Here is an 11,649-nt window from a genome sequence, read left to right as displayed (position 1 = left end):
GCCGGCGCAATGCCCTCAAGCGCCGGCCTCGGCCCAGGGCCACAATAGTTGTAACGGCTCAAAGTGGGACAGGATCTAGGACGAATGCAGGCGGCGATGCTCCGCACTGCAGAAAACCGTGCCGGAGGCATCGGCAAGCGCTTCCGATGCCGGGAAATGCATGCCGCAATGGGCGCAGGCTACCATGGCTTCGGCCTGCACGGAGGTGGCCGCAGTGGAATCCGCACCGTTGGGAAAAGCCGATCCACCAGAAGCGGCACGACCGGAACGATGTCGCTCAAGATTTTTCTTGAGACGCTGTAGCCACACAATTACGGCCAGCACGATGACAATTAGAATAATCAGTTTCATACCAATACCCGATGCAACACAACTTCAAGCACGAAACGGCTTCCTACATACGCCAGTAACAAAATGGCAAATCCGGTCAAGGTAAAACTGAGCGCGGTGCGGCCGCGCCAGCCCTGCCATTTGCGGCCAGCCAGCAGCAGGCCGAACAAGGCCCATGACAGCATGGTGAAGATGGTCTTGTGATCCCATTTGAAGGCCTGGTTAAACAACTCTTCAGAAAACACCACGCCCGACAACACCGTCAGCGTCAACAGGAAGAAACCGAAAGCGATCAGGCGAAACAACAATTTTTCCATGGTCAGCAGGGCCGGCAGACGATCCAGCGCAGCGCCGAACCAGCCGGTTTTAGCCCCGCCCGGGCGGGTGTGCAAACGCGATTCCTGCAACACCATCAATACCGCATGGAAGGCGGCGATGGTCAGGGTGCTATAGGCCAGGATGGAAATGACGATATGCCACAAGAACACCGGCGACTTCCCCCCCAGCGGCACCATGTTTCCCGGAAAGACCGCCGGCAGGATCGCTGCCAGTGCCGCCATCGGCAACACCAGGACCCGCAGGCCGTCCAAAGTGTAGTTGCGATTTTCCAGCCAATAGGCGGCTACCGAAACCCATAAGGTCGCCGACAGCATCATCGAAAATCCGACCCGCAACTCTTGCGGCCCGACGACGTCAGCCCACAGCACGGCGCCATGCAGTAGCCATGCTGCCGCAACGACAATGGAAATAGTCTGGCGTCGGCTCGACGGCAAAAAGGTGCAGCCTATATATAGCAGCGCCACCAGAACGAAAAGATATGTTTGCATCGCGTAAGTTTACAACATGTGGCGTCTGCGCGGCGTGCTCAAACAGGGTGACTATCCAGCTTGCCATGGCTTGCCACGACCGCGGTCTTTATTTCTTGCAATTTCAACATCACATTCATCAATCCTGAGATGTCGGCTCTTATTCCAGGGTCGGCCTCAGCCCGCATCGGGTAAAATGGCTATTTACACTCTTTACCGTGTCAGCTTTAATACGCGTTGCCTTAAAAATTGGCCTATTAGCCTATTAGTTGCGCGGGATTAAGCAAAAACTGGTTCACTTTGACCAATTGCACCTCTTCTGGAAACGCTGTTACCCATGCTCGACAATCTTACCCAACGCCTCGCCAAAGTAGTAAAAACCATGCGCGGCGAAGCGCGCCTTACCGAAACCAACACCGCTGAAATGCTGCGCGAAGTACGTCTGGCCTTGCTCGAAGCCGACGTCGCCCTGCCCGCTGTGCGCGAGTTCATCGCCAACGTCAAGCAAAAAGCATTAGGCGAGGAAGTGATTGCATCGCTGACACCAGGCCAGGCCCTGGTCGGCGTGGTGCAACGCGAGCTGGCCTCATTGATGGGCGCCGATCTCGGTCCCGAGGCGTCGCAACTTAGTTTCGCCACGCAGCCGCCGGCGATCATCCTGATGGCTGGTCTGCAAGGTGCGGGTAAAACCACCACCGTCGGTAAACTCGCCAAATATCTGCGCGAGCAAAAGAAGAAAAAAGTACTGACTGTCTCCGCCGACGTTTATCGCCCGGCCGCAATCGGACAGTTGCAGACCGTAACTGCACAGGTCGGCGCCGACTTCTTCCCGACCGCCACGACCGACAAGCCAGTCGATATCGCACTGGCCGCGCTGGACTACGCCAAACGCCATTATCACGACGTGCTGATCATCGACACTGCCGGCCGGCTGGGTATCGATGAAGCGATGATGAAGGAAATCACCGCTATCCATGCTGCCGTCAATCCGATCGAAACGCTGTTCGTGGTCGACGCCATGCTCGGCCAGGATGCGATCAACACCGCCAAGGCCTTCAACGATGCCCTGCCGCTGACCGGTATCGTGCTGACCAAACTGGACGGCGATGCCCGCGGCGGCGCGGCGCTGTCGGTAAGGCACATCACCGGCAAGCCGATCAAGTTTGCCGGCACTGCCGAAAAACTGGATGGATTGGAAGCTTTCGATCCAACCCGCATGGCCAACCGAATCCTCGGCATGGGCGATATCCTGGCGCTGGTCGAAGAAGCCCAGAAAGGCGTCGATGTTGCCGCAGCCAAGGACCTGGCGCATAAAATCAAGGGCGGCGGCAAATTCGACCTGAACGATTTCAAGGCGCAGCTCGGCCAAATGAAGAAAATGGGCGGCTTGTCCAACCTGATGGACAAATTGCCGGCGCAATTCCAGCAGGCGGCAGGCGGCGCCAATATGGACCAGGCAGAAAAACAGGTACGCCGGATGGAAGGCATCATCAACTCGATGACCGCCCAGGAACGGGCCAAGCCTGAACTGATCAAGGCTTCGCGCAAACGCCGCATCGCCACCGGCGCCGGTGTGCAGGTCCAGGAAGTCAATCGCATGCTGTCGCAATTCGACCAGATGCAGTCGATGATGAAAAAACTCAAGGGCGGCGGCATGATGAAAATGATGCGCGGCATGAAAGGCATGATGCCTGGCATGCGCTAGACCCTGTATCGGTACTGTCCCAGCACGCTCAAAGTACGGTCACTTCGCCTTCAAAAGCCTTGCAAGTCATTGACTTGCAAGGCTTTTCGCAAAATTGGGCCGACTCTGCGCAGCTGCTAACCGGTGGCTGCGGGCATTTGTTACCGCCCCGAATGCTGCAAAGAATACTGAAAATCAGCAAAAACCGGCCGCATAAGCCCGCCAACCGGTGTTTCTCCCGGCGTGGCCGGTGGTTCCGCATCCGTATCAAATCCCGCACAAACCCGTAAAAAACGCTTGCATCGCCAGGAAAAGCGCAACACTATTAGCGATGCGTGCTTGACGCATTTTTTCACTATCCCTGAAGGAGGCTCAAAGATGGCCACAGCAGCAAAAAAACCAGCGGCAAAGAAAGCTGCAGCACCAGCAAAAGCACCGACTAAATCGGCGCCAAAGGCAGCTCCTAAAAAAGTAACTGCAACCGGTACTGTAGCGCGCAAGCCGAATGCAGCGTTCATGAAACCACTGACACCATCGGCTATCCTGGCTGCGGTTGTCGGCGCGACTCCGCTGCCACGCACGGAAGTTACCAAGAAGGTTTGGGAATACATCAAGAAGCACAATCTGCAAAATCCAGCCAACAAGCGCAACATCCTTGCAGATGAAAAATTGAAAGCTGTCTTTGGCGGCAAAAAAGAAGTGTCGATGTTTGAAATGACTAAACTCATTTCCGATCACTTGAAATAAAGCTTAGGGCCTGGCTGCTGGACATTGTTCAACGCGTCGCCCTGAGTGCCAAACAAAAACGCCCGCATCACGCGGGCGTTTTTGTTTCTGCAGATTCCGGCATCAATCTAGTAAATCCGAATAGTCGATTTCTGCATAGCCTGCCAGCGTCTTCCACGGCAGGACCGGCGGCGCGGCAATCACGCGGACCGAAGTCTGGCGACGTGCCGATCCGTGCGCATCGAACGACTCCACCCGGCGCGGATACTGGCCTTTGACATCCCAACCGACCCGCACCGTCAACTCACCACGCTTGCTCTCATAAAGCTGGACACCGTCTTTGACCGGACCAACCGCACGCATGTTTTTCAAACTTTGCGGATCGCTCAAATAGAACGTGCTGCCCCAGTTACCGTTGAAACCGATATTGCCGTAATACTGAGAGTCAACCTTGATGGTGCGACGTTGATGACGCTCGATCAAACGCGCATCCAGCGAACCATCGGCTTGCCGCCGCACCCACATCGGCGAACTGCCGGCATCGGGATGATTGTGTCCGCTGTGATCGTGTTCGTCTGCCACTCCGCTGCCACCAATCTCGCGCTCGGTCCAGACCTGGTCGTTGCGACGGTACACGCGCTCGGTGAATGTCGTTTCGCGCTTGACGCCATCGCGTCCCGACACCATCGAATAATGTTGGACCAGCAGGTTCTGGTCAGGAGGATTGACCGCAGCCTGCGTAAGCAACATCGGCGACAACAGCACCACTGTCATCAACATTTTTATGCCATTCATTCGACTCTTTAAAAAAAACATTTTTCCACCGAAAAAAATTGCCGCCATCGCTGCGATGGCGGCGGTAATACTATTGAAGAAAATTATTACAGGCCAAGCGCATTTTTAACTTTGCCAAACACCTTGATGTTTTCAAATGTGCCTTTGAAACTGTCGCTGCCGGCGCCTGCCGAGAACAGCATCACGTCACCGCCGCCATGCGTCTCCGAACCGGGCGAACCGGCAAAGCGGACGCCAACCTGCTGCAGGTAATCGTCAGCTTCTGTATCGACATTGGTCAAATCCGCTGCATCCGGACGACGCGGCGCGCTGCCGTTACCGAACACCAGCGTGGTGTAAGGCTTGCCATCGGCCGCCAGCGCCAGCTTGCCATCGTAATAGTTGGCGACCTTGCCCAGAATCGGATTGCCGCGTTTCGGATAGCCATTGAAGCCGATCGCATGGTCATGGTCGGCAGTGACCACGATCAAGGTATCTTTCAAGTCGACCAGTTCCAGCGCCTTCTTGATGGCCGCATCGAAAGCTAGCGTATCTTCCAGCGCTCGCTTGGCGTTGGTCCCGTGCAAGGCATGGTCGATGCGGCCGCCTTCGACCATCAGGAAATAACCTTTCGGATTCTTCTTGAGTACGCCGATAGCTTTTTCCGTCATCTCCGCCAGACTCGGCTGGTTCAGGTTTTTCTTGACCCGATCCAGTTCATAATCCATGTCGCTGGCGGTAAACAAACCGAGCAATTTGCTGACATTGGCCGGATTGACGCTCTTCAGTTCAGTGCCCGAAGCGACATAGGTATAGCCGGCCGCCTTGAACATGCTCAGTGCATCAAGCTCGTCATTGCGCTGGCTGGCCGGATTACTTTTCGGCAGGAAATGCCGCAAGCCACCGCCCAGCAAGACGTCGATGCCATCCTTCAACGCCGTGTTATAACGCGGTGCGCCCGGTGTCGCCTGTTCCGTGATGGTGTTGTACGCATCGCGATTGCACACATGGGCGTAGGTCGCGGCTGGCGTAGCGTGGCTGATGCGTGTGGTGCTGACCGCACCGACCGCCTTGCCGGCCCCCTTCGACAATTCCAGCAAAGTCTGTACCGCCTGGCCGTTACCGGCGACGCAGGTGGAGTCCGCCTTGGTTTGATACGGCTTACCGGTGGCATCGAAGGCATTGGTATCGGAAGACATTGAAATCACATCGTTCTTCATTTTGACGCCGGTCATGTACGCCGCCATCGACGGCGCGCTGTCGGTGGTTTGACCGTCCAGCGAGAAAGTCTTGATGCGCGCGGTACGCGTCAAGGTTTCCATCGTCAGGCGGCCAGCTTCGCCATGACCGTAGATGCGTGCCGCGGTAACCGTTACCGGACCCATGCCATCCCCCAGGAAGAAGATGACATTTTTCGCAGTTGCAGTGTCGGCTGCCATGACATTCGCGGTGAATAATAGAGACAGCGGCGATAACGCGCACAGCGTGGCGCATTGATAGATTCGACGTTGCAGCTGCTTGCTAACTGGTTTGATTATTTTCATGTCTGACCTTTGCATATATTCGACAAATTCGTTTCACGGGCGGTAGGCAGTGGGTCGTGGGCCATTTCAGAGGCCTACCGCTTTTTTCACCAGGCCGAACACTTCAGTGTTGTCCAGGACGCCGCGAATATTTTGCGCACCCATACCCTGTGCACCGATAAAGACATTGGTGCCGCCATGCGTTTCACCGCCGGCTTCGGTCGGAACCACCGACTCTTGCATATAGTCTTTGTCAGCCACTTGCATGTCGGACAGCGCACCGCGTGTGGCCAGATGGTTAGGCCCATTGCCGAAGCCGATCACGGTGTAAGGATTGTTGTTGATGTCGCGCTCGGGCTGGCCGGTGAGGACGTTCTTTACCAGGCCAAGAACGCCCGGCTCGCTGCTGGTGGTTTTGCCGGTACGCTTGGCGTAGCCGTTCAGCAGGATCGAATGATCGTGGTCGGCGGTAACCACTACCAGCGTATTTTTCAAACCCGGATCGACTTGCTCCATCTTGTCGAGCGCAACCTTGATCGCATCGTCGAAAGCAACGGTTTCCTGCAGTGCGCGACGCGCATTGGTGGCGTGCAATGCATGATCGATACGACCGCCTTCGACCATCAGGAAGAAACCGGTCTTCTTGCTGTTCAACAGGTCGATCGATTTGCTTGTCATCTGCGCCAAGCTTGGTTCCTTGGCTGCATCGCGATCCAGGTCGTAAGTCATGTGATCTTTGTTGAACAGGCCAACCACTTTCGGTGTTGCGGCGCCGATTTTATCGAACTCCGTAAAATTGCTGGCATAGGTATAACCGGCAGCCTTGAATTCCGCCAGCAGGTCACGGCTATCGCTACGCTTGCTGTCGGCATCGGTCTTCGGCAGGAAATGACGACGGCCGCCGCCGAAAATGACATCGACGCCATCGCTCAGCTTGCTGTTGAAACCGGCGCCCTTGGGCGTCAGCTGCGCGGCAATATTGTTTTCGCCGTCACGGTGGCAGATATGTGAATACGTCGCAGCCGGAGTTGCGTGCGTAATCCGGGTGGTGGTCACGACGCCGGTGCTGTATCCCTTGGCCTTCATGATTTCCAGCAAAGTGTCGGCCGGCGTGCCATTGCCGCTCGGGCAGGTGCTGTCGGCGCCGTTGACATATCCTTTACCGCTGGCGTCGCGGGCGCTGGTATTGGCCGACATGGAGATCACTTCGTTATTCGCCTTGACTCCGGTCATGTAGGCCGCCATCGACGGCGCGCTGTCAGTTACCTGGGCATCGTTGGAATAAGTGGTGACGAAACCGCTTTCCGGCAATGTATCGATGGTCAGGTCGCCCTCTTCGCCGACCTTGTAGATGCGGGCAGCGGTCATCGTGGTGATGCCCATGCCGTCGCCCAGGAAGAAGATGACGTTCTTGCCGGGAACCTTGACTTCAGGTTTCTCGATCGGTGTCTCAACCAGTGAGCTGCTGCCAGAACCGCTGCAACCCGCCAACGCCACCGATCCGATGGCGGCGGCAATCAAAATACGTAATTTCATTCATCGCTCCGTGTTATCAATCAGAAATATGCAGATATTTGTAATAATGTGTAACAACTGTAACCAAAAGTTATTACATGTTGATGACGAACATGCTGATGACGAAGAACGCAGATCTGCGGCCGAAACCGGAAGGGAAACGATGAATGATTGGCCCGAGTACAACTGGGCCAATGAACGGATTGCTTCTTATAGAGGGAGCCGACGACGCCCGGGACAGGCGTCGGCCGCGGGGAGAGTTACCGGTGGGCGGAAACTGTATGGATTGGCAGGTCGTCCTTATATTCCCAGCGCTTCCACGCGGCCAATACCGCATTGGGATATTCAGGACGTCCGCGGCTGCCGTTGTAGCGGCCGAGCGCGAGATACAGGTTGCCCTTTTCCATATCGATGTACATCCGCAGGATCGAACAGCCGTATCGCAGATTGGTCTGCATGTTGAATAATTTGCTACGGTCGGCGTCGCCGATGACGCGGGTCCAGAACGGCATGACTTGCATGTAGCCATGGGCGCTGACGCTGGATAGCGCGTATTTCCGGAATGCCGACTCGACCTGGATCAGGCCCAGCACCATGCCCGGATCGAGACCGGCGCGCTTGGCTTCATACCAGGCGGTTTCCAGGAACTCGATGCGCATTTGCGTATCCGGCAGTTTCTTCTTCAGGCGCTCCGACATTTCGCCCAGCCAATACAAATACTGGATGCGCTGGTCGATGTCGGAAAATTTGGGTTTAGGCGGACGGGCGTCATTGATTGCGCGCGACAAAGCCAGGCGTACTGAATCCGCCAGCTCTTCTTCTTTTTGATTGCCGGCATGCGCCATGCTGCCAAATAATAAAGGCAGCAATATCGGCAACAAGCCAAGCCAACGAGACCAACGCAATCGACACTCCCCAAAATGCACTTTTATTTTGGGATGAGTATACAAAGGTGCGCAAAGAAAGCGCAAAGAAAACGGCGCAAAAGCCCGATGCGCCGTTATTTTGTTGTTTTTAGGAAACTAGACGAGTCTTGATGAAGTCAGCCACCTCTGCCAGCGGTACAGTTGTGGCCTCGGTATCGCGTCGTCCCTGGTATTCCAGCTGACCGTCCTTGAGACCACGATCGCCGATCACCACGCGATGCGGCACGCCAATCAGCTCCCAGTCGGCAAACATTGCGCCCGGGCGTTCGCCGCGGTCGTCCAGGATCACGTCGACGCCAGCCGCCAACAGTGTTTCATACAACTTGTCGGTCTCTTCTTTTACCGCTTCGCTACGGTCATAACCCATCGGGCACAAGACCACTTCGAACGGCGCGATAGCTGTCGGCCAGATGATGCCCTTGTCGTCGAAATTCTGTTCAATTGCAGCGCCCAGGATACGCGTAATACCGATCCCGTAGCACCCCATCTGCAACAGCTGCGGCTTGCCGTTCTCATCCAGGAAAGTCGCCTTCATCGATTCCGAATAGGCGGTTCCCAGCTGGAATACATGGCCGACTTCGATCCCGCGCAGGATGGCCAACGCACCTTTGCCGTCCGGCGATGGATCGCCCTCGACCACGTTGCGGATGTCGAACACCATCGGTTCCGGCAAGTCGCGGCCCCAGTTGACGCCGGTGAAATGGAAATCCACTTCGTTGGCGCCGCTGACAAAGTCATGCATGTTGGCGACGGTAACGTCAGCCACCACGGTAACCGGCTTTTTGGTATTGACCGGTCCCAGATAACCTGGCGGCGTGCCGAAATATTCGACGATTTCCTGTTCCGTGGCGAAACGATAACCGGCCAGGCCAGGGATCTTGTTGACCTTGATTTCGTTCAGCTCATGGTCGCCACGCAGCATCAGCAGCCAGACGACCTTGCTTGCCGGTTCTTTATCGGTTGCGTCTTTTTCAACAGTCAACACGATCGATTTGATGGTGTGCGTCAAAGGTATTTCCAGCAATTCTGCTACCGCTTCGCATTTAGCCTTGCCCGGTGTCGCCGTCTTGGTCAGCGCTTGTGCCGGCGCAGGCCGGGTCGGGTTCAAGGGCAAGGATTCGGCCGCCTCCATATTGGCGGCGTAATCCGACTCAGGACAGTACACGATGGCATCTTCGCCGGTAGCCGCGATAACGTGGAATTCGTGCGAACCGGTGCCGCCGATGGCGCCGTTGTCGGCAGCCACAGCACGGAACTGCAAGCCGAAACGGTTGAAAATGCGTGTGTAAGCGTCATACATGATCTTGTAAGACTGCTTCAGGCCGTCCAGGTCGCGATCGAAAGAATAGGCGTCTTTCATCGTGAATTCACGCCCGCGCATCAAGCCGAAACGCGGCCGGCGCTCATCGCGGAATTTGGTCTGGATATGGTAAAAATTCACCGGCAGCTTGCGATAGGAGCGCAATTCGGTGCGGGCGATGTCAGTAATCACTTCTTCCGAAGTCGGCTGGATGATGAAGTCACGACCGTGGCGATCTTTGACGCGCATCAGTTCAGCGCCATATTTTTGCCAACGCCCGGTTTCTTGCCACAACTCGGCCGGCTGTACCACCGGCATCAGCAACTCGACCGCTCCGGAACGGTTCATCTCCTCGCGCACGATGTTTTCGACCTTGCGGATTACGCGCAAGCCCATCGGCATGTAGGTATAAATGCCGGAACTGATGCGTTTGATCATGCCGGCGCGCATCATCAGTTTGTGGCTAACGATTTCAGCGTCGGATGGAGCTTCTTTGAGCGTGGAGATAAAAAAACGGGAGGCGCGCATAACGATGAATTCTTTTTAAAAAGAGAGGGTTATAATCAACTCAATTTTAAAGGATTAGCTGGCTGATGCGCCTACTCTTTGCACAATTGATTAATGTTCTGGCCATTGTTGCTACAGGTCAGGACAAATTGCGCGCCTAGTCGGGTGAGGACAGAGCTCTTTGCATAGCCATGGCGGCTTTATGGCTCTGTTCCGCAATGATGACGGCAAGCAAGGAATCTAGCAGAAGAAGCAGTAGATCCGCCCGGCCGCAGAAAGTTTTGAGGTAACAACATGCTTGACCGTGAAGGCTTTCGCCCGAACGTCGGCATTATCTTGCTCAATACCCAGAATGAAGTCTGGTGGGGCAAGCGCGTGCGTGAACATTCGTGGCAATTTCCACAAGGCGGTATCAAATACGGTGAAACCCCGGAGCAGGCAATGTTTCGCGAACTCGAGGAAGAAATCGGGCTGAAGGCGGAACACGTCAAGATCATCGGCCGCACGCGCGACTGGTTGCGTTACGAGGTACCTGATCATTTTATCAAGCGTGACGTACGTGGGCATTATCGCGGCCAGAAACAGATCTGGTTTCTGCTGCGCATGGTGGGACGCGACTGCGATGTCAACCTGCGCCTGACCGAGCATCCTGAATTCGACGCCTGGCGCTGGCATGATTACTGGGTTCCGCTGGACGTCGTGATCGAATTCAAGCGGGATGTATACCAGCGGGCCTTGCAAGAACTATCACGTTTCCTGACACGCCCCTTGCAGAATACCCCGCATCACGCCCGTCATTTACGCACCGGCCACGGGCCGCGCGCATCGACATCGACTGAATCCCCCCCGGCCTGTGCCGAACCCGAAAAGAAGTGAGCGTTTCCATGGCTTTTGATTTTGCTTTCCGCATTCCCGCTGCAAAGAAGATCCCGCAACTGCTGCTACTGGCCGCCAGCCTGCTGTTGCCTGGTACCGCCGCACAAGTGCATGCCGCTACCGATCCGTTCTACCCAAGTGCGGCTCCGCAATCGAATTCCGGCTTGCCCGACGAGGACGACGACGACGGGAAATCATGGCAGGAAGTCAAGGCGCAAATCCCGCCGACCCCGCAGACGGCCAATCTGGCGCCGCTTGATGTCGGGCCGACTGCATCGATGAAATTCTTCGTCGATATCAATTCGATATCCGTCGGCAGTGATGGCGTAGTCCGCTATACCTTGGTCAGCAAGAGCCAGGGCGGAGCAGAAAATATCAGCTACGAGGGAATTCGCTGCCAGACTGCTGAAAGCAAGCTGTATGCATTTGGCCAGAAGGATGGCAGCTGGTCGCGTTCACGCATAAGCGACTGGAAGCGGATCAGCGAAGTGTCCGGAAACCGGCAACATGCTGAATTGGCCAAAAACTATCTTTGCCAGGATGGTACGGTGGCCGGCAAAGTTGAAGATATCCGTAGCAGGCTGCGCAGCAATCGCCCGATCAAACCAGGTAGCTGATCGAGAATCCCTACGCCCCAAACAAAAACGGCTCCTGCAATCTGCGGAGCCGTTTTTTATTGCCT

At 55.8% G+C, this 11,649-nt stretch carries 11 protein-coding genes; 4 read left to right on the top strand and 7 right to left on the bottom strand.

Translation table 11 applies throughout. The features are described 5' to 3' along the window. Nucleotides 1-75: 75 nt before the first annotated feature. Together BM205_RS13495 and BM205_RS13490 are read right to left on the bottom strand one after the other, a co-directional pair. Nucleotides 76-351: a PP0621 family protein gene (locus BM205_RS13495; RefSeq protein ID WP_092415256.1), complete on the bottom strand. Its 276-nt coding sequence runs from the start codon at nt 349-351 to the stop codon at nt 76-78. Next, nucleotides 348-1,157 carry a cytochrome C assembly family protein gene (locus BM205_RS13490; protein ID WP_092415254.1) on the bottom strand — a complete coding sequence of 270 codons (810 nt, stop codon included), beginning with the start codon at nt 1,155-1,157 and terminating at the stop codon, nt 348-350. Before BM205_RS13490 ends, BM205_RS13495 begins: the two co-directional genes overlap by 4 nt. A gap of 316 nt (nt 1,158-1,473) precedes the next feature. Between BM205_RS13490 and ffh the strand changes: the two genes are divergently transcribed. Together ffh and BM205_RS13480 are read left to right on the top strand one after the other, a co-directional pair. After that, the gene (ffh, locus tag BM205_RS13485) at nt 1,474-2,841 is read left to right on the top strand and encodes a signal recognition particle protein (RefSeq protein WP_092415252.1); all 1,368 of its coding nucleotides are present in this window, start codon (nt 1,474-1,476) and stop codon (nt 2,839-2,841) included. A 357-nt stretch (nt 2,842-3,198) separates the two neighbouring features. Next, nucleotides 3,199-3,567 (top strand): SWIB/MDM2 domain-containing protein, encoded by a 369-nt coding sequence (locus BM205_RS13480; RefSeq protein ID WP_092415250.1) that lies wholly within the window; start codon nt 3,199-3,201, stop codon nt 3,565-3,567. A 102-nt stretch (nt 3,568-3,669) separates the two neighbouring features. Here BM205_RS13480 and BM205_RS13475 read toward each other — a convergent pair whose 3' ends face one another. From BM205_RS13475 to BM205_RS13455, 5 genes are all read right to left on the bottom strand, one after another. After that, on the bottom strand, nt 3,670-4,341 hold the full coding sequence (locus BM205_RS13475; RefSeq protein WP_092415248.1) for a hypothetical protein: 672 nt from the start codon (nt 4,339-4,341) through the stop codon (nt 3,670-3,672). 86 nt (nt 4,342-4,427) lie between these two features. Next, entirely contained in the window at nt 4,428-5,864 is a 1,437-nt protein-coding gene (locus BM205_RS13470) for an alkaline phosphatase (RefSeq protein WP_092415246.1), read from the bottom strand. Between the two features lie 66 nt (nt 5,865-5,930). Continuing rightward, nucleotides 5,931-7,379, bottom strand: coding sequence for an alkaline phosphatase (locus BM205_RS13465; RefSeq protein ID WP_092415244.1), 1,449 nt, complete (start codon nt 7,377-7,379; stop codon nt 5,931-5,933). A gap of 239 nt (nt 7,380-7,618) precedes the next feature. Beyond that, nucleotides 7,619-8,203: a lytic transglycosylase domain-containing protein gene (locus tag BM205_RS13460; RefSeq protein ID WP_254783892.1), complete on the bottom strand. Its 585-nt coding sequence runs from the start codon at nt 8,201-8,203 to the stop codon at nt 7,619-7,621. A gap of 169 nt (nt 8,204-8,372) precedes the next feature. Continuing rightward, nucleotides 8,373-10,112, bottom strand: a complete 1,740-nt coding sequence (locus tag BM205_RS13455; protein WP_092415240.1) for a proline--tRNA ligase — start codon at nt 10,110-10,112, stop codon at nt 8,373-8,375. A gap of 273 nt (nt 10,113-10,385) precedes the next feature. On the opposite strand from BM205_RS13455, the gene BM205_RS13450 reads away from it, so the two are divergent. Further along, entirely contained in the window at nt 10,386-10,967 is a 582-nt protein-coding gene (locus tag BM205_RS13450; RefSeq protein ID WP_092415238.1) for an RNA pyrophosphohydrolase, read from the top strand. Nucleotides 10,968-10,975: 8 nt separating this feature from the next. Beyond that, nucleotides 10,976-11,584 carry a CNP1-like family protein gene (locus BM205_RS13445; RefSeq protein WP_092415236.1) on the top strand — a complete coding sequence of 203 codons (609 nt, stop codon included), beginning with the start codon at nt 10,976-10,978 and terminating at the stop codon, nt 11,582-11,584. The last annotated feature ends 65 nt before the right edge of the window (nt 11,585-11,649 follow it).

This window comes from Collimonas sp. OK307, from assembly GCF_900113705.1.
Lineage (GTDB): Bacteria > Pseudomonadota > Gammaproteobacteria > Burkholderiales > Burkholderiaceae_D > Collimonas.
Note: the sequence above shows the minus strand (reverse complement) of the source record. Positions and strands in the feature narration are given on the sequence as shown.

Coding starts and splice junctions, on each gene's coding strand:
- BM205_RS13495 (WP_092415256.1), bottom strand. CDS start 351: ATGAAACTGATTATTCTAATTGTCATCGTGCTGGCCGTAATTGTGTGG.
- BM205_RS13490 (WP_092415254.1), bottom strand. CDS start 1,157: ATGCAAACATATCTTTTCGTTCTGGTGGCGCTGCTATATATAGGCTGC.
- ffh (WP_092415252.1), top strand. CDS start 1,474: ATGCTCGACAATCTTACCCAACGCCTCGCCAAAGTAGTAAAAACCATG.
- BM205_RS13480 (WP_092415250.1), top strand. CDS start 3,199: ATGGCCACAGCAGCAAAAAAACCAGCGGCAAAGAAAGCTGCAGCACCA.
- BM205_RS13475 (WP_092415248.1), bottom strand. CDS start 4,341: ATGAATGGCATAAAAATGTTGATGACAGTGGTGCTGTTGTCGCCGATG.
- BM205_RS13470 (WP_092415246.1), bottom strand. CDS start 5,864: ATGAAAATAATCAAACCAGTTAGCAAGCAGCTGCAACGTCGAATCTAT.
- BM205_RS13465 (WP_092415244.1), bottom strand. CDS start 7,379: ATGAAATTACGTATTTTGATTGCCGCCGCCATCGGATCGGTGGCGTTG.
- BM205_RS13460 (WP_254783892.1), bottom strand. CDS start 8,203: ATGGCGCATGCCGGCAATCAAAAAGAAGAAGAGCTGGCGGATTCAGTA.
- BM205_RS13455 (WP_092415240.1), bottom strand. CDS start 10,112: ATGCGCGCCTCCCGTTTTTTTATCTCCACGCTCAAAGAAGCTCCATCC.
- BM205_RS13450 (WP_092415238.1), top strand. CDS start 10,386: ATGCTTGACCGTGAAGGCTTTCGCCCGAACGTCGGCATTATCTTGCTC.
- BM205_RS13445 (WP_092415236.1), top strand. CDS start 10,976: ATGGCTTTTGATTTTGCTTTCCGCATTCCCGCTGCAAAGAAGATCCCG.